General features: G+C 59.4%; 14 protein-coding genes. All 14 read right to left on the bottom strand.

The window, feature by feature from the left end; genetic code table 11:
- Window positions 1–20 precede the first annotated feature (20 nt).
- The 14 genes from miaB to AC27VJ_RS00540 all read right to left on the bottom strand — a co-directional run bounded on the left by miaB (window position 21) and on the right by AC27VJ_RS00540 (window position 17,556).
- Window positions 21–1,418, bottom strand: a complete 1,398-nt coding sequence (gene miaB, locus AC27VJ_RS00605; protein WP_488682409.1) for a tRNA (N6-isopentenyl adenosine(37)-C2)-methylthiotransferase MiaB — start codon at window positions 1,416–1,418, stop codon at window positions 21–23.
- A 113-nt stretch (window positions 1,419–1,531) separates the two neighbouring features.
- Window positions 1,532–2,332, bottom strand: a complete 801-nt coding sequence (gene olsA / locus AC27VJ_RS00600) for a lyso-ornithine lipid O-acyltransferase (protein WP_488682408.1) — start codon at window positions 2,330–2,332, stop codon at window positions 1,532–1,534.
- Between the two features lie 32 nt (window positions 2,333–2,364).
- Window positions 2,365–2,793, bottom strand: a complete 429-nt coding sequence (locus AC27VJ_RS00595; RefSeq protein WP_113087234.1) for a Fur family transcriptional regulator — start codon at window positions 2,791–2,793, stop codon at window positions 2,365–2,367.
- A 64-nt stretch (window positions 2,794–2,857) separates the two neighbouring features.
- Entirely contained in the window at window positions 2,858–3,352 is a 495-nt protein-coding gene (locus AC27VJ_RS00590) for a GNAT family N-acetyltransferase (RefSeq protein ID WP_488682406.1), read from the bottom strand.
- 39 nt (window positions 3,353–3,391) lie between these two features.
- Window positions 3,392–4,060 carry a tRNA (adenosine(37)-N6)-threonylcarbamoyltransferase complex dimerization subunit type 1 TsaB gene (gene tsaB, locus AC27VJ_RS00585; protein WP_488682405.1) on the bottom strand — a complete coding sequence of 223 codons (669 nt, stop codon included), beginning with the start codon at window positions 4,058–4,060 and terminating at the stop codon, window positions 3,392–3,394.
- A 19-nt stretch (window positions 4,061–4,079) separates the two neighbouring features.
- On the bottom strand, window positions 4,080–4,643 hold the full coding sequence (locus tag AC27VJ_RS00580) for a NifU family protein (RefSeq protein WP_062451583.1): 564 nt from the start codon (window positions 4,641–4,643) through the stop codon (window positions 4,080–4,082).
- A gap of 133 nt (window positions 4,644–4,776) precedes the next feature.
- Window positions 4,777–5,268: a universal stress protein gene (locus AC27VJ_RS00575; protein WP_062451584.1), complete on the bottom strand. Its 492-nt coding sequence runs from the start codon at window positions 5,266–5,268 to the stop codon at window positions 4,777–4,779.
- Window positions 5,269–5,362: 94 nt separating this feature from the next.
- Window positions 5,363–6,427, bottom strand: coding sequence for a tryptophan--tRNA ligase (gene trpS, locus AC27VJ_RS00570; RefSeq protein WP_113087320.1), 1,065 nt, complete (start codon window positions 6,425–6,427; stop codon window positions 5,363–5,365).
- Between the two features lie 112 nt (window positions 6,428–6,539).
- Window positions 6,540–6,947: a VOC family protein gene (locus AC27VJ_RS00565; protein ID WP_488682404.1), complete on the bottom strand. Its 408-nt coding sequence runs from the start codon at window positions 6,945–6,947 to the stop codon at window positions 6,540–6,542.
- Window positions 6,947–8,536: a murein biosynthesis integral membrane protein MurJ gene (gene murJ / locus AC27VJ_RS00560; RefSeq protein WP_488682403.1), complete on the bottom strand. Its 1,590-nt coding sequence runs from the start codon at window positions 8,534–8,536 to the stop codon at window positions 6,947–6,949. The genes AC27VJ_RS00565 and murJ overlap by 1 nt, the downstream gene beginning before the upstream one ends.
- A 7-nt stretch (window positions 8,537–8,543) precedes the next feature.
- Window positions 8,544–11,372, bottom strand: coding sequence for a [protein-PII] uridylyltransferase (locus tag AC27VJ_RS00555; RefSeq protein WP_488682402.1), 2,829 nt, complete (start codon window positions 11,370–11,372; stop codon window positions 8,544–8,546).
- Between the two features lie 128 nt (window positions 11,373–11,500).
- On the bottom strand, window positions 11,501–14,152 hold the full coding sequence (mutS, locus tag AC27VJ_RS00550; protein ID WP_488683149.1) for a DNA mismatch repair protein MutS: 2,652 nt from the start codon (window positions 14,150–14,152) through the stop codon (window positions 11,501–11,503).
- 177 nt (window positions 14,153–14,329) lie between these two features.
- On the bottom strand, window positions 14,330–15,211 hold the full coding sequence (gene olsB, locus AC27VJ_RS00545) for a l-ornithine N(alpha)-acyltransferase (RefSeq protein ID WP_062451588.1): 882 nt from the start codon (window positions 15,209–15,211) through the stop codon (window positions 14,330–14,332).
- 98 nt (window positions 15,212–15,309) lie between these two features.
- Complete coding sequence (locus tag AC27VJ_RS00540; protein ID WP_488682401.1) at window positions 15,310–17,556, bottom strand: PAS domain-containing hybrid sensor histidine kinase/response regulator; 2,247 nt, start codon at window positions 17,554–17,556, stop codon at window positions 15,310–15,312.
- Window positions 17,557–17,582 lie beyond the last annotated feature (26 nt).

Raw genomic sequence — 17,582 nt, 5'->3', positions numbered from 1 at the left:
GTGGGTTCCTCACTCTAGCTTTATGCCACCTCGGCAAACAAGCTGTTTGGACCCGTTGCGGTGATTCGTACATGAATAATGTCGCCGATTTTCATGTCGTTTGCATCAAGATTCACAGATTGCAGCCAAGGAGATCGTCCGATCAACTGGCCAGGCATCCGGCCCGGCTTTTCCAGCAGCACATCCATGGTCTTGCCGACCAGCGATCCGGCAAAGTCATGCTGCTGTTTCAGCAACAAAGCCTGTAGTCGCTCCAGCCTTTCGGCCTTCACATCCTCGGGTACCTGATCGGTCAAATCCGCCCCCGGCGTGCCGGGGCGTGTCGAATATTTGAACGAAAAGGCCTGCGCGTATTTCACATGATCCACGATGGCGAGTGTATCTTCGAAATCCTGATCCGTCTCACCGGGGAAACCAACAATAAAATCCCCGGACATGGCAATATCAGGGCGGGCGCCACGAATCTTTTCAACAAGCCTAATATACTCCTCGCCGGTGTGGCGACGGTTCATGGCTTTCAGAATTCGGTCCGAGCCGGATTGCACCGGCAGATGCAGATAAGGCATCAGGCTGCGCAGATCGCGATGCGCGCCAATCAGCTGGTCATCCATGTCACGCGGGTGGCTGGTCGTGTAACGCAGGCGCGCAAGACCGGGAATTTCGGCCAGACGATAAAGCAGTTCGGCAAGGCCCCATTGCTCACCCTTCGGCCCGGTTCCGCGCCAGGCATTGACGTTTTGGCCCAGCAGCGTGATTTCGCGCACGCCGGCATCCGCCAGCTTCATGGCCTCATCGACGATCTGGTGCACGGGCCGCGAAACTTCCGACCCGCGCGTATAGGGCACCACGCAGAAGGTACAGAACTTGTCGCAGCCTTCCTGCACCGTCAGAAAGGCTGTTACGCCACGCGCACGCAGCTTCGACTTTTCCGCGACCGGCAAATGGTCGAACTTGTCTTCAACCGCATATTCGGTTTCGATGACGCGCTCGCCGCCACGCACGCGCTTCAAGGCTTCCGGCAGGCGGTGGTAGGTCTGCGGGCCGATGACCACATCGACCGCCGGTGCACGGCGCAGAATTTCCTCGCCCTCGGCCTGCGCCACACAACCGGCCACGCCGATCATGAATTCGCGGCCCTGCTCCTCGCGGGATTTCTTCATGTCGCGAAGACGGCCCAGTGCGGAGTAGACCTTCTCGGCGGCTTTTTCGCGGATGTGACAGGTGTTGAGAAGAACCAGATCCGCCTCACCCATGTCTTCGGTCGGCACGTAGCCGTCCTTCGCCAGAGCATCGCTCATGCGAACGGAATCATAGACATTCATCTGACAGCCATAGGTCTTGATAAAGACCTTACGGCTGTTTGCGCCTTCGCGAAGAGCAGTTGGGGCGGCCTCGAGGCCGATTGTTTCCTGGGTCATGGCCGCTATCTAATGATTTTGAGCGCCAGATTAAACAGAAAAATGTGGAATCACGGCATCGGACCGAAAAGCGTATCGCGGTTTTCCGACAATCCGATGCTGAAAACAGGGAATCAACGAGACTTTCGCCATCCGCCGCGCAAAGAGAAATTCAACATGGCCCGCAGAGACGCCGTCGCATCCGCGCTCAGGGTCTTGCGATTATCACCCCGGTGGAAGGGAATGGCGTCGCCGAAGGAGACGTCCACATCGATAGCGCCCGCCTTCATCAGCCCGAAAAGCGATGGCAGCAATTCCAGACTGCCGGGCCAAGCTGCGACGCTGCGGTGGTAACGCCCCATCGCCATGCCCTGAATGCCGGTATAGGCAATCGCCATGGGCTGGACATAGACCATCTGCCCCGGCACCTGATCGGCCGCACTGGAGGCCGCACCGAACAGCGATGACTTGATGGGCAGCAGCCGGTTGCCGTCGGACGTCGTTCCTTCAGGAAATAGAACGACGATTTCGCCGCCCGCCAGACGTTCCGCGATCTCGTTGACCTGCACGCCTGCGGCACGCTTCTGCTCGCGCGCTACGAAAATGGTTTTCTGCAAACGGGCCAAAACCCCGAAGATCGGCCAGTGGCGCACTTCCGTCTTGGCGATAAACGCCACATCGGCCACGCTGCCAACAATCATGATGTCCTTCCACGACACATGATTGACCACCAGAAGCAGCGGCTTTGCCCGCTCCAGCGAACCGTGAACATGAACCTTGATGCCCAGCCCGTGGCAGGCGACCCTGTGCCACCAGCGCGGCAGACGACGCCTGATCGGCCAATCGAAACAAAGGGCCAGAAGCTGCACAGGCAGCAGGACCAATGTGACCAGCGCCAGAAGGACGACCAGATAGATAACCCGCAGCCACATCATCGCTTCATTCGCTCCGTGGCCCCATGTCCGGTTCAGTTTTCTTCGGGCTTGAGCGGAACACCATAGAGTTCGAGCCTGTGATCCACCAGCTTGAAGCCGTGTTCACGGGCGATCTTTTCCTGAAGCGCTTCGATTTCCGGGGAATGAAACTCGATCACCACACCATGCTTCAGATCGATCAGATGATCGTGATGCTCTTCCGGCATGGTCTCATAGCGCGAACGACCGTCACGAAAGTCATGCCGCTCGATAATACCGGCGTCTTCGAACAGCTTGACCGTGCGATAGACCGTGGAAATGGAGATGCGCGGATCAACCGCGGACGACCGGCGATACAGCTCTTCGACGTCTGGGTGATCGTCGGATTCCTGGAGAACGCGGGCAATCACACGACGCTGATCGGTCATGCGCATACCGCGCTCGGCACAAAGTTCTTCCAGGGTTTTAGAGAGGTCTATCACGTCGTCCGGCTTCCAGATGCTTCCGTTGGATGGCGCAAAGCGCTGATTTCAATGTCTACACGAACTAGCGAAGATCACGACGCATGACAAGCGCCGTCGATTTCGTACCGTCTTTCGCTGTGTAGTAAGCCTGCCGCTCGGCCACCGTCTTGAAGCCGAGCTTTTTATAGAGACCGATGGCCGACAGATTGCCGCCATCCACCTCCAGAAACATGGTTTCTGCGCCACGCATACTCGCTTCGCGCATCGCCGCCTGCATCAGCCGCCAGCCGAGGCCGGAGCGGGCAAACTTGTCGCTGACGGCAACGGTCAGGATTTCGGCCTCTCCACCTGCTTCGCGCGACAGAACGAAACCACCCAGCGGCTTGCTGAAAAACGCATTGGTCTGGCGCGCGATGAAACCGAACACGCTGGATTGACCCAGAAGGCTCGAAAATTCGCCGTCGCTCCACGGTCGCGGAAAGCGCTCTTGATGGAGGGTGGCAACATCGGCGCAGTCAGCGTGCTCCATCGTCACGACTTCGAAAAACGGTTTCCAGCTGAGATAATCGTCAAACATTGCAGGGAATCATCCGCATCCAAACTCTGAATGGCCGTATCAGGCAACCGGGCGGCGTTCCAGCGCAAATCCTGCCTGCGGCTTTGCATCCGGTCCGCGCAGATAAAGCGGTGCGGGCTTCGGCATGCCTTCAGGCTTTTGCGCACCCAGACGGGCAACCGTCGCAATCGCAAACCTGTCCGGCCCGGAGCCCGTTTCGCCACCCGCAAAAAGCGGTGCGGCAGAACCGATCACGGTGCCCGCGAAGCCCGCAAGCGCAGCTTTCGCATCGTCCAGCGACAAAAGCGCTGGCTCGCTCAAGGGCGATCCATCCGCCGCAAAGGTCTGGAGATAGGCCTCGTCACGCTTGGCATCCAGCCCGACTGCCACCGGCAGGCCAGGATTTTGAGCGTGGTAATGCGCCGCCAGTGTTTCGAGTGTGGTGATGCCCACGGCCTCGATGCCCAGCGACAGGGCAAAGCCACGCGCCGCCGCCACACCGACGCGAATGCCGGTAAAGGAACCCGGACCGATAGTAACAGCGATCCGCTCGACATCTTTCAGCGCCACGGACGCCTGCTCTAGCGCACCATCGATGATGCCCATCAGCAGTTCCGCATGGCCCTTGCCGATATTCTCGGTGACTTCACCCAGCACGACATCCTCAGCACTGTCATAGAGACAGGCGGAGCAATCCACACCCGACGTGTCGATGGATAGAACGATCATCGCTTGAGTCGCCTCTGTATCAGACGGCCTCGACCTCTTGTACCTCAGGCACAAAGTGGCGCAGCAGGTTCTGCACACCATGCTTCAACGTTGCCGTGGAAGACGGGCAGCCGGAGCATGCGCCCTTCATGTTGAGGAAGACGGTGCCATCGCGGAAACCGCGGAAGGTGATGTCACCACCATCCTGCGCAACGGCAGGACGAACGCGGGTTTCCAAAAGTTCCTTGATTGTGGCGACGATGGTCTCATCGCCTGCTTCGAAGAACTCTTCTTCCTCATCGGAAATCTCAGCCGCAACAGCCGTACCCATTAGCGGGCGGCCGGACATGAAATGTTCCATGATCGAGCCGAGGATGGCGGGCTTCAGATGCTGCCATTCCGCGCCGTCCTTGCTGACGGTGATGAAATCGAAGCCGTAATAAACGCCGGTCACGCCCGGAATTTCGAACAGAACCGCAGCCAGCGGCGAGGCTTGCGCCTGCGCGGCATTCAGGAACTCCGCCGTGCCGCTCTCTAGAACGACCTTGCCGGGAAGAAACTTCAGCGTTGCCGGGTTCGGCGTGGATTCCGTCTGAATGAACATTGCAATCTCCTTCAGGACGTCAGGAAGACATCCCGGAATTTAGAATACTTCCAAAATACGCCGGACGAAGCCTGACTTCAAGTCCTGACATGATAAACATAGTCAAGAAATCTGCATCGCGCCCTTCCACTCTTTAGCAGAGCGCGTCGATTTCCTCATCTGTCAAAGTGTCCGGCAGAACCGTTACCGGAATGGGGAACGCAGCCCCGCGCCCGGCAATGGAAGACACCAGCGGACCCGGACCATCCTTGGTCGATCCCGCCGCCAGAACCAGAATGGCGATATCGCGATCTTCTTCGATCAGCCCGTGGATCTGCTCGGCGGCATTGCCTTCGCGGATCACCGCTTCCGGCTCGATGCCCACACTCTCACGCACCTTCTGCGCCACCTTGGCCAGCGACGCCTCAGCCTCTTCGAGCGCTTCGGCCCGCATGATCTGCTCGACGCCGAGCCATTGCTGGAAGTCGCCTTCCGGGATCACATAGAGAAGCACCAGAGCGCCATTGGAATTCTTGGCGCGACGCCCGGCATAATGAACGGCCCTTTCGCATTCGGGTGTTCCGTCAATAACCGCCAGAAATTTGCGGCGGTGTCCTTCGAGACGCGAAAGCCGTTTCGATACCATTGCATACTCCTGTTTTCGCCGTCACGGCCAAAGCCGCCCGGCGGTTCGGGCGGACTTTATATCAAATCCCAGGATTAAAAAATGCTTCTGCGTGTCAACGCAGGAAGCCGATGATGTCGCGCACCTCGTTCATGGTTTTTTCTGCCATCGCGCCAGCCCGCTCGCCACCCTGCTTCAGGATCGCGTCGATATGGCTGACATCGTCCAGCAGGCGGCGCATTTCGCCATTGATCGGAGCGAGAACATTGACCGCCAGATCGACCAGCGCCGGTTTGAAAGCCGAGAACTGTTGACCGCCGAATTCTAAGAGAACTTCGGCCTTGGTCTTGTCGGACAGGGCCGCATAGATGCCGACGAGGTTTTCCGCTTCCGCACGGCCCTTCAGGCCATCCACTTCGCTTGGCAGCGCATCCGGGTCGGTCTTTGCCTTCTTGATCTTTCTGGAGATCGCATCGACATCGTCCATCAGGTTGATGCGCGACAGGTCGGACGGATCGGACTTCGACATTTTCTTCGTGCCGTCCTTCAAGGACATGACGCGCGGTGCAGGACCACCGATCAACGGCTCCACCATCGGGAAATAGGCATGAACCGGCTCATTGCCGACAGTGATATCGACGCCGAGACCGTTCGTGCGGATATTGTCGCTGAAATCGATGTTGAACTTCTGGGCAATATCGCGCGCCAGTTCCAGATGCTGCTTCTGATCGTCACCGACAGGAACATGCGTCGCGCGGTAGACCAGAATGTCGGCAGCCATCAGGCTTGGATAGGCAAGCAGACCCAAAGAGACCTGTTCGGCATTCTTGCCGGACTTGTCCTTGAACTGCGTCATACGCTCCATCCAGCCGATGCGCGCCACACAGTTGAACACCCATGCCAGTTCCGCATGCTGCGGCACCGCCGACTGGTTGAAGACGATGTGCTTGACCGGATCGATGCCCGCCGCAATGAAGGCCGCTGCAATCGAGCGCGTCTGCGCCTTCAGGTCCGCATGCACCAGCTGTGCGGTAATGGCGTGCATATCCACGACGCAGTAGATGCAGTCATTGTCTTCCTGAAGCGCAACGAATTTGCGGATGGCACCGAGATAATTGCCGAGATGGAGGTTTCCGGTCGGCTGGACGCCTGAGAAAACCAGCGGCTTGAATGCGTTCATGATCATCCTCGAAAAGGCTTGTGGAGGGCCTTGCCCTATGTTTCAGACTCGGTTTCAAATTGGCCGCGCTTATGCACCCGCAACAGCCTGCAATCAAGGGGTTTCCGTGATTTCAACGCGCGGGCTGCAACAGATCCCATGTGTTACCGTAAAGATCTTCAAAGACGGCGACGGAGCCATACACCTCATGGCGCGGCTCTTCCAGAAACCGGATGCCCCTTGCCGTCATAAGTGCAAAATCGGCTGCAAAATCATCCGTATGGAGAAAGAAACCGACGCGCCCGCCGGTCTGGTTGCCGATGGCGTCGGTCTGTTGCGCGCCATCTGCCTGTGCCAGCAAAAGGCCGAAGCCGAGGCTTGCCTGTGGCGTCACCACCACCCAACGTTTTCCGTCTGGAAGCGGCTCATCGGACACGCAGTCGAAACCTAAGAGGTCGCAATAGAACGCCTTTGCCCTGTCGTAATCATCAACAACGAGCGTCACCAAAGCGATCTGCCTGGACGATGAAAAAGCGGCCATTAATTCCCCTGGTCTTCCACGACGGCCTTTGGTTTGCGCTTCAATCCGCGCTTGACCATGCCAAGACTTGCACCACCCGTAAGGAAAGCCATTCCGAAATAAAGGATCATCGCTGCAAAGACGAGACCGACCAGCGTTCCGGCCCGCACCGCGATAGAGGATGCGGATGACAGCTCGAAGGCGAGATAGGCGAGCGCATAGTGGATAGCGATAGCCATGACCGCCGCTGCAAACAGCAGCCGGGGAATGCGGGTCAGGAGCGGAATGTCGAGCTTCCAATGGCCGCGCCACAGCAGCATGCCGAAAAGAAGGGCGGCATTGACCCAGCCTGCGGTAATTTCCGCCGTTGCAATACCCGGCCCGCCATAGGACGGGAACAGGGTGAGCGCCAGCGACACGTTGACGACCACGGAAACCGCCGCAAAAATCATCGGCGTGCGGGTGTCTTCGCGGGCGAAGAAGCCGGGAATGAAGGCCTTGATCAGCACGAAGGCAGGCAGCCCAAGCCCGTAAATGCCGAGGATTTGCGCAACCGTAATGGTGGCGGAGGGCGAGAAATTACCGCGCTCATACAAGAACCGCACGATCGGTTCGGCCATGACAAGCAGGGCGGCTGCGGCTGGCAGGGTCAGGAACATCACGAATTCGACCGAGCGGTTTTGCAGATTGGCGGCTTCCACCTGATGGCCGCCACGCAGGGCGCGCGCCAGTTCAGGCAGCAGCACGGTCGCCACCGCAATGCCGACGACGCCGAGCGGCAGCTGATAGATGCGATCCGCATAGGCAAGCGAGGAGATGACGCCCTCTTTGCCCGAGGCGATATTGGTGTTGATCAGAAGATTGATCTGGGTGATGCCGCCGGTAATGGCGGCGGGCAGTGCCAGAACCAGCAGGCGTTTGACATTGCCGGTCATGCGCGGGCGGCGAAAGCCGATCTTGATACCGGCATGGCGCACGGCAATCCAGACGATGGCCAGTTGCACGAAACCGGCGGCCATCACGCCCCAGGACAGGGCATAACCGACCTGAAGCGGATCGTAGCTTTTCCACCAGGCCATGCCCAGCACGCCAATCAGAATGATATTGAGGAAGACAGGCGCAATCGCCGCTGCAAAATATCGATGCAGCGAATTCAGCATGCCACCCATCATCGCCGCCAGCGACATGCAGGCGAGATAGGGAAACATGATGGTTGCGAGCCGCACGGTGTTGTCGAATTTGGTCGGGTCTTCAACGAACCCCGGCGCAATCACCGTTCGCACGATGAAGGGCATCGACAGTTCCATCAGGATCGTCAGCGCCATCAGCACCGTGAAGAGAACACCGAAGACCTCCTCCGAAAAGCGCTTTGCGCCCTCCATGCCATTGGCTTCGATTTCCTTGGCAAAGAGAGGCACGAAGGCGGAGTTGAACGCCCCTTCGGCAAACAGGCGGCGGAAGGTGTTGGGAAAACGGAAGGCCGCATTGAAGGCATCGGCCACCGGGCCGGTGCCCACCGCAGCGGCCATCAACATCTCACGGACGAAGCCGAATAGCCGGCTACCCAGCGTCGCGGTGCCGACGGTTGCGAATTTCGCGATCAAACCCATTGTCTATCTAAGCTTTCGCGGTGCGTGAGGCGGGCAAGGCCGCGACATCGGGATGGGCGATGATGCCGGGCGGCATGCGATCTCGCAATTCGTCTTCCTGTTCGGCCATGACAGCCTTCAGCCGCGAAGCGATGCTCGCCTGCCGGTTATCGGTCATGACCTTCTGGCCGAACAGATCGGTCACATAGAAAGTGTCGATGACCTTCTCACCGAAGGTGGTGATGCGGGCAGAGGTGATATCCAGCGACAGATCGGCCAGAACAGCCGTCATATCCGCCAGCAGACCGGTGCGATCAAGGCATTCGACTTCGATCACGCTGAACTTGTTGGAAAGTCCATTGGAGATGGTAACGGATGGCGGAATGTTGAAGGTCTTGCTTTTTTTGCGACCTTTGGTGCGGGTCGCGATGATCTCGGGAACGCGCTTCTTGCCTGCCAGAACCTCTTCGATCATCTTGCCGATATTGTTGGCCCGCCGCGTCTCGTCCTCATCGATGGGGAATTCGCGGTTGATAAGGATGGTATCGAGCGCGCGCCCATCCGAAGTCGTGAAGATTTGCGCATCGGCGATGTTGGCCCCGGCAGCAGCACAGGCGCCTGTGATGATGGACAGAAGGCGTGGATGGTCCGGCGCCAGCACGGTGATTTCGGTAATTGCGTGGAAGGAATGGGTGCGCACCATGGTGGAAAGCGCTTTTTCCTGCTTGTCCGCTTCGCGGAGAAACCGGGTGTGGCGGATCTGGTCTTCCAGATCGACCGACAGAAGATAGGGCTCGTAATGCAGGCCGGTATATTTGCGCCGTGCCTTCTGGCCCCAGTCCGTCAGCGAATCATAGAGCGCCTGACGCGCAATCTTGGCGCGCTCCTTGCGGGAGGTTTCCGAAAAGCCGCCCGACAGCAGAAGCTCTGTTTCGTAATAGAGCGTGCGCAGAAGCTGGCCCTTCCAGCCGTTCCACACATCCGGCCCCACGGCCCTGATGTCGCAGACGGTGAGGATCAGCAGCATTTTCAGCCGCTCCATGGACTGCACCTTGTCGGCAAAATCGGTGATCGTCTTGCGGTCATGCAGGTCGCGGGTCTGCGCCACCATCGACATCAGCAGATGCTGCTCGATCAGCCAGACAACCGTTTCCGTCTGCTTGCTGCTAAGCCTAAACCGCTGGCACAGTTTGCGCGCAACGCGGGCACCGGCAATGGAGTGATCCTCCTGCCGTCCCTTTGCCACATCATGCAGCAGCACAGCGACGTAGAGCGCGTCGCGATCCTCGATCCCGGGCATCAGCTGGTTGACCAGCGGGTGCGTATCGACAGCCTGACCTTTTTCGATTTCCGACAGCACGGCAACAGAGCGGATCAGATGCTCATCGACAGTATAGTGGTGATACATGTTGAACTGCATCATCGCGACGATCTTGCCGAATTCCGGGATGAATTTGCCCAGAACACCCGCCTCGTTCATACGCCGCAGCGTCAGCGCCGGATCGCGCCGTGAGGTCAGGATGGAGAGGAACAGCCGGTTGGCTTCCTCATTGTCGCGAAGCTCGTGATTGATCAGAGCCAGAGAGCGGGTCAGCACCCGCAGCGCATCCGGGTGCAGCTCCAGATTGTTGATATCGGCCACATGAAACAGGCGGATGATGCTGACCGGATCGCTGCGAAACACATCGGCATTGGCCAGCGCAATACGGCCACGATCTTCCACGAACTGGTCGGAGCCCGGAATTTTGCGAAGGCGATGGGCGAAGCGGCTGAACACGCCTGAGAGACCCGGAACATCCTTGGCCTGCTTGTCTTCCAGTGCCGCGCAAAGGATGCGTGTCAGATCGCCGACATCCTTGGCCACGAGGAAATAGTGCTTCATGAAACGTTCGACGGCAGACAGGCCAGGACGTGGCTGGTAATTCAGTGCCGCAGCGATTTCGCGCTGGATGTCGAAGGACAGCCGCTCTTCCGCCTTGCCGGTGATGAAGTGCATCTGGCAACGCACGGTCCAGAGAAAATCATCGGCCTTTTCAAACAGCTTCAATTCGCGCTTCGACAGCACACCCAGCTTCACCAGTTCGGCCGTGTCGCGCACATGGTAATAATATTTGGCAATCCAGAACAGCGTGTGCAGGTCGCGCAGACCGCCCTTGCCTTCCTTGACGTTGGGCTCCACCAGATAGCGCGTATCGCCTGCCTTGCGGTGGCGCTGGTCGCGCTCGGCGAGTTTGGCGGCAATGAATTCGGGGCCGCTATTGGTGACGACTTCCGTTTCAAAACGACGCTCCAGTTCATCGGCCAGCGATTGTTTGCCGCAGATGGAACGCATTTCGAGGATCGCGGTGCGGATGGTCATATCGGCCTTGGACAGACGAATGCACTCATCCACGGAGCGCGTGGCATGGCCCACCTTGAAGCCGATATCCCAGAGAATGTAGAGAACGAACTCGATGGCCTTGTTCATGTCAGCCGTATTTTTGGGCGGCAGCAAGAACAGTAGGTCGATATCGGAGCCCGGTGCCAGCGTGCCACGCCCGTAACCGCCAACGGCTGTTATGGCCACCTGTGGCGCATCCTTGGGATAGACGTAAGTGCAGGCCAGATCATAGAGAACTTCGATCAACCGGTCCTGAAGCCAGGAAATTCGGCGCGCACAATCGATGCCGCCGCCTTCGGTGTCCAGAAGTTCTCGTGCCTTGTCACGGCCCTGTGCGCTGGCTTTCTTGAAGATCGGCAAAAGGTCGGCACGCACATCCGACACGCGCTGCCCATCGCCCTGAAACACGGTTTCGCATTCCCGCTTCAGCGCATCGACATCCAGTATTGCGGAGAAATCCAGGTCTTTCGTGGCCATTGATGCCGATATCCATTTCATACGGGCTATAGTTTTGGCATAGCCCTATAACGATTTTAGGGCGTGATGGACAGGCACGATGCGCATCTTAAAAGTTCAATGCCCCTTCACAAGGGGCACTGTAAGGCTCAAGCCTTGCCAAGTTGTTTCTTGAGCGCATAAAGCGCATCCAGCGCCTCACGCGGGGTCATCTCATCCGGGTTGAGTGCTTTTAAAGCCTCGTCCACCTTGGAATTTCCATGGCTGCGGCTTTCCTCGCGCCGCACCGCCACCTGAAACAGCGGCAGATCGTCGATCAGCTTGCTGGCCGGGTTCTTGCGGTCGGCATCTTCCAGTTGGGTCAGAACCGTCCGCGCCCGCTCCACGACGGAAGCCGGAAGCCCTGCCAGCCTTGCCACCTGAATGCCGTAGGATCGATCCGCCGCACCTGGCCCCACCTCGTGCAGGAAGATCACGTCGCCTTCCCACTCGCGCACCTTCATGGTGGCATTGGACAGACGTCCAAGCTTTTCCGACAGCACCGTCAATTCGTGGAAGTGGGTGGCGAAAAGTCCGCGGCAGCGGTTGACCTCATGCAGATGTTCGACAGCCGCCCAGGCAATCGAAAGGCCATCGAAGGTTGCCGTGCCGCGACCGATCTCGTCCAGAATGACCAGCGAGCGGTCTGTCGCCTGATTGAGAATGGCAGCGGTTTCCACCATTTCCACCATGAAGGTGGAGCGCCCGCGCGCCAGATCATCCGATGCACCGACGCGGGAGAACAGCCGGTCGACAATGCCGATATGGGCTGCTTCCGCCGGAACGAAGGAGCCGATCTGGCCTAAAATGGCGATTAGCGCGCTCTGGCGCAGGAAGGTCGATTTACCGCCCATGTTCGGGCCGGTCAGCAGCCAGATCGCGCCGTTGCGATTGCCATTCACCGCCGAAAGATCGCAATGATTGGCAATGAACGGCCCTGACGATTGGCGGCGCAGCGCCTGTTCCACCACCGGGTGGCGACCACCCTTGATGTCGAACATCATCGAACCATCGATGACCGGGCGGCAATAGGCCTGTTCTGCGGCAAGATAGGCAAGGCTGGTGGCAACATCGATGGCCGCAAGCGCCAACGCCCCGGCCTTTATGGCTTCGGCATGGGAAACGACGGCCCGCACCATCTGCTCGAATGCCTGCAGTTCGATGGTGAGCGCCTGCGAGGCGGCATTGGCAATGCGGCTTTCCAGATCGGCCAGTTCCGTCGTGGTAAAGCGCATGGCACCGGCCATGGTTTGGCGGTGGATGAAGCGGGCTTTGGCCTCATCGCCAGTCATCATCACATCGGCATTGCCCGCCGTGACCTCGATGAAGTAGCCCAGCACATTGTTGTGCTTGATCTTCAGAGACTTGATGCCCGTCTCTTCGGAATATTGCAGCTGCAACCCGGCAATGACCCGGCGGGATTGGTCACGCAGCGCCCTAATCTCATCCAGCTCCGGGTTGGAGCCCTCGCGCACGAAACCACCATCGCGTTTCAGCAAAGGCAATTCATCGGCAAGCGTGGCGCTGAGCATCGCTTCCAGCGTCGTCGGCAGCGCTTTCAGCGCGGCTAGAGCATCCGCCAGCTCATCCGGCAACAGGCCCTGATCCAGCAGTTCCGCAACATGGGCGGCGGCGGAAAGCCCGATCCTGATGGCACCGAGATCCCGTGGCCCGCCGCGATCCAGCGCCAGACGCGACAGCGCGCGCGGCATATCCGCCACCTGCTTCAACGCATCCCGCAAGCCATCCGAAAGCGACACATCATCCAGCAGATAGGCGACGGCATCCAGTCGGGCATTGATCTTGTCGGCATCCGTCAGCGGCGACATCAGCCGCTCTGCCAGAAGCCGCGCGCCGCCGCCTGTGACCGTGCGGTTGATGGCGTGCAGCAGCGATCCGTCGCGCTCGCCCGACAGCGTCTTAGTCAGTTCCAGATTGGCGCGGGTGGCGGGGTCGATGAAGAGGGTAGAGGCCGCACTTTCCCGTTCGGGTGCTGCCAAAGGCGGGCGCTCGGCAATCTGCGTTTTCTCGACATAGGCAACCGCTGCGGCAGCAGCGGCCATTTCGACGCGGGAAAACGTGCCGAAGCCATCCAGTGTGGTGACGCCAAAATAGCGCGCGATACGGCCTTCAGAGGTCGCACTATCGAACAGAACGGCAGGCTGCGGCACGGCCACGCGGCCCAGCACATCGAAGGTGGCCTTCAGCTCTTCGTCATGAAACAGGCTGTCGGCGACGATCAGTTCGCGCGGATCGATGCGCCAGATATCGGCCAGAAGCCGCGTCAGCGTCGTTTCGGCCAAACGGAAAACGCCGGTGGAAATGTCGATCCAGGCCAGCGCAAACTGAGCATCGCCGCTGCCCCTGATACGCGCCAGTGCCATCAGATAATTGGATTCCGTTGGCGAAAGCAGCTTTTCTTCGGTCAGCGTGCCCGGCGTCACCAGACGCACGACATCCCGCCGCACCACGGATTTGGAGCCGCGCTTCTTGGCTTCCGCCGGGTCTTCCGTCTGCTCGCACACCGCCACGCGGTAGCCGCGCAGGATCAGCTTTTGCAGATAATCATCGGCTGCATGCACTGGCACGCCGCACATGGGAATATCCTGCCCCAGATGCTGGCCGCGCTTGGTCAGCGTAATGCCCAGCGCCCGCGAAGCTTCCGCCGCATCATCGAAGAACAGCTCGTAGAAATCGCCCATGCGATAGAAGAGCAGCGAACCGGGATTGTTCGCCTTGATCTCGATATATTGCTCCATCATCGGAGTGGCCGAGGCGCGGCTCTCCTCGGATATGAGCGAGGCAGTGGAGTGAACGTCCGTCAATGGCTTTTCAATATCGCTATGTGTTGCGGGAAACGAGCGCAGAGACTAACGGCCCCGCCCCATCAGGACAACACATAGAAGCCACCTGCCCACAGGAAGCTTGGCCGGAAAGCATCAACCCGTAAAGCGATAGGCGTCGCCGCCGTAATAATTGATGTAGCGGCCCGCAATCGAAGAAACCGGCAGGATGACCAGAACATCCGTGGTGTTGAAGGCGTGATCGACGACGGCACCGGAGCCGAACATGGCGCCGAGGCGCATATAGCCCTTGATCAGCGGCGGCATGGCGAAAAGTGCGCGGCGTGGGTTGATGGCCTCCATCGGCATCATGTCCATTTCGCGGTAGAGTTCCGGCAAGGCTTGCGCCGCCCAGTCACCCTTTGCGCCGCAGGTATGGTGCAGGAAGGAGAGCGCCAGCGCGTGCGCTTCCGGTTGCACGCCGGGGAAGGAGGCGCAGCCGATCATGGCGTCCATGCGGTGGCGCACGGCATAGGCCCAGTTGCCCTGCCACAGCAATTCCACCGTTCTCTTGGTGCGATATTCCGGCAGCACGCAGGAGCGGCCCAGCTCCATGAAGCTCTTGCCGGGATGCCGGGCGATCAGCCCTTCGATATCGAATTCGCTGGCCGAATAAAAACCGTTATGGGCAAAGGCCGTTTCCTGCCGCAGCAGACGGTATGTGCCAACGATCTGATCTTCGGTGTCGCCTTCGATGGAATTATCGAGGACAAGCAGATGGTCGCAGACGGCGTCGAAAGCGTCGGCATCGCGGTTGCGGCGCATGGCGTCGGCGGGAAGTCTCGCGCCCATTTCTTCCACGAAAACGCGAAAGCGGACATGTTGCGCGGCGTCGATTTCGCGGTCATTGCGCGCAAGCCGCGTTTCCAACGGGCCGATACGGCCGAAGACGTCGTCGTTGCGCGTCTGCGAAACGGGACGGGCGCTGGTGATGACATTTCGCTCGCGAATGTCGTGCTCGAGAATTTCCGTGATCATGGAGAATCGTCCCACCACCGTTTGGTTCTGACTGTCATAAATCACTTATTGACGACAAAACAGTGACAGTTAGCCGCGTAACGGCCCGCAGATCAAATCTAAAATCTGCCTGTGCTTTTTTGGGGAAACAACCGCAGCACTTCCTCGATCAGCCGCTTAGGCTCCACGGGTTTTGCCAGCACGGCGGCGATGCCGGCACGCAGCAAAGTCGATTTGGTATCCGGCGTCGTATCGCCGCTCAGCACCATCACAGGCGTGCTTTTACCTGCCAGCGAGGCGCAGAGGCGTGGCAGCACTTGCAGCCCGTCGCCACCCGGCATGTTCAAATCCGAAATGATCAGATCAGGCAAGGTTTCAGCGCCACCGAGAGCGGCAGACAGAGCCTCGAAATCGCTGACCAGCCGCACCGTGCAGCCGGATTTTTCCAGCACCGCACGCAGGATACGGGCATTGACCGGATCGTCCTCGGCCACGAGAACGTCGAGGTCGTGGGATTTCTCATCCAGCAGGGAGAAGAAACCGAGGCCGGGATGGTTATTGTCGTTGATGGCATCGCGCCGCTCTACACCGCGCAGGCGACCACACAGCACATCCGTCAGCGACTTTTCCCGCAGCGGCCTGATCAGCCAAGCGTCGAAATCTTCCTGCTGCTGCGAGGCGCGGTCTTCCGGATTGACGAGAAGGATGTGGCGCACCGTCCGATCCGCCACGACGGGCCAGTTCTGAAGGCTCTCGCGAAACTCCGGCGCGGCACGGTGATCGATGATGATATCGGTGACGCGGTCCAGATCGACTGGAGCTTTCAACCGCAGCGCTTCCAGCTGACGCGTGGTCGAGACCAGCATGCACTCGCCGCCAAGCGCCTGTATCGATTCGATGGTGGCGTTTGCAGCAATACCTGCGGGGGCAAGCAGCAGGACATTCGATCTGCGCAGCGCATCGATGCGGCTGGAAGGCCCTGCCGATGCCGTCGCGGAGCCTGCCTTGAAGGTGAGCGTGAAGATGCTGCCCTTGCCCTTCTTGCTCGTCACCGACAGCTGGCCGCCGAATTCACGGATGATGCGGGCGGAGATGGCAAGGCCAAGCCCGGTGCCAGCGCTGCGTTGCGAGGTGGAGCCCGCCTGCTCGAACTCTCCGAAAATGCGGGCCTGTTCGGTCTTGCTCATGCCGGGGCCGGTGTCTTCAACGGCAATCGACAGCGTGTCGCCCTGCATGGAGGCCTGTACCAGCACACCGCCTTTGCTGGTGAATTTCACTGCATTGCCGATGAGGTTGAACAGGACCTGCCGAAGCCGGGCCGGATCGAAATCCAGATAATCCGGCACGTCGGGTGCAACGATGGAGGCGATTTCGATGCCTTTCTCATGGGCGCGGTGGGACAGCATTTCCACCACGCTTTCAATCAGCTGACGCAGGTTCTCCGCCCGCGGGTTGAGCCGGAAACGTCCCGCTTCCATGGTGGAAAAGTCCAGCAGATCCTCCACCAGCTGCACCAGCGCCTGACCGGACTGGCGCATGCCATCCAGATAATTGCGCTGCTCATGGCTGAGCTTCGTCTGTGACAGAAGATGGTTCATGCCCAGAATGCCCGACAGCGGCAGGCGGATTTCGTGGCTGACGGTGGCCAGTAGCCTGCCCTTGGCGGCATTGGCATTTTCCGCGCGCAGCCTTGCATCCTCACGCGCCCGGAGTGCCGCCCGCTCATCGGTGATATCGCGGGCGATGCTGCTGATAACCAGACGGCTGCTGGAGGAATCATTGGCGACCACATCGTGCCAGGTGAAGATGCGCTGGCCGTAGGGCGTTGCGATTTCCACATCGTAGCAATGCGCCTTTCCACCGGGGCGGAAGGCAATGCCGATTTCCTCGCAGGTCTTGCCGCGGGGAGCCGCACAGCCGGTCATTTCGCAAAAGGCGGCATTAGCGTGCAGAATGCGCCGCTCCATGTCCCGCGTCACGACGATATCGCCCATCGCCTCATGGATTTCGGCCATCAGCGCCGCATTCTGCATCTGCCGCGCTTCGATGATTTTCGCATCGCGCACGGATGCCTGCCGCAGCATGGAGGATCGGACCATCATGTAGAGCGCGCAGGATACGCAGATGGCGACCGACAGTGCGGCCATATAAAGTGCGGCGTTTCCACCCAGATAAACGGCACTGGCGAAAGCAAAGCCGCAGCCAGCGGTGAACAGCGTCACCCGGCGCAGAATTTTGTTGTAGAAAGGAAGGGCGTCGGCTTCTCGCGGACTCGCCTTTTTTGAAACGACCGGAGGAACAGCATCCGCCTCAGTCGGGCCGAAGGCTTCGGAAAGCTGCTCTTTCAGTTTCGCCAGTTCGCTCATACCACGACGCTAGCACGCCAGCCGTT

It is taken from the genome of Agrobacterium sp. 20P9.1.2 (assembly GCF_057799395.1).
The sequence above is the reverse complement of the archived record's forward strand: the minus strand, read 5'-3'. Positions and strand labels throughout refer to the sequence as shown.

Excerpts from the sequence above, each read along its gene's own strand:
- AC27VJ_RS00555 (WP_488682402.1), bottom strand. The coding sequence starts at position 11,372 with ATGGCCACGAAAGACCTGGATTTCTCCGCAATACTGGATGTCGATGCG.
- olsA (WP_488682408.1), bottom strand. The coding sequence starts at position 2,332 with ATGATGTGGCTGCGGGTTATCTATCTGGTCGTCCTTCTGGCGCTGGTC.
- AC27VJ_RS00590 (WP_488682406.1), bottom strand. The coding sequence starts at position 3,352 with ATGTTTGACGATTATCTCAGCTGGAAACCGTTTTTCGAAGTCGTGACG.
- olsB (WP_062451588.1), bottom strand. The coding sequence starts at position 15,211 with ATGATCACGGAAATTCTCGAGCACGACATTCGCGAGCGAAATGTCATC.
- AC27VJ_RS00580 (WP_062451583.1), bottom strand. The coding sequence starts at position 4,643 with ATGTTCATTCAGACGGAATCCACGCCGAACCCGGCAACGCTGAAGTTT.
- tsaB (WP_488682405.1), bottom strand. The coding sequence starts at position 4,060 with ATGATCGTTCTATCCATCGACACGTCGGGTGTGGATTGCTCCGCCTGT.
- murJ (WP_488682403.1), bottom strand. The coding sequence starts at position 8,536 with ATGGGTTTGATCGCGAAATTCGCAACCGTCGGCACCGCGACGCTGGGT.
- miaB (WP_488682409.1), bottom strand. The coding sequence starts at position 1,418 with ATGACCCAGGAAACAATCGGCCTCGAGGCCGCCCCAACTGCTCTTCGC.
- AC27VJ_RS00565 (WP_488682404.1), bottom strand. The coding sequence starts at position 6,947 with ATGGCCGCTTTTTCATCGTCCAGGCAGATCGCTTTGGTGACGCTCGTT.
- AC27VJ_RS00575 (WP_062451584.1), bottom strand. The coding sequence starts at position 5,268 with ATGGTATCGAAACGGCTTTCGCGTCTCGAAGGACACCGCCGCAAATTT.
- trpS (WP_113087320.1), bottom strand. The coding sequence starts at position 6,427 with ATGAACGCATTCAAGCCGCTGGTTTTCTCAGGCGTCCAGCCGACCGGA.
- AC27VJ_RS00540 (WP_488682401.1), bottom strand. The coding sequence starts at position 17,556 with ATGAGCGAACTGGCGAAACTGAAAGAGCAGCTTTCCGAAGCCTTCGGC.
- mutS (WP_488683149.1), bottom strand. The coding sequence starts at position 14,152 with ATGATGGAGCAATATATCGAGATCAAGGCGAACAATCCCGGTTCGCTG.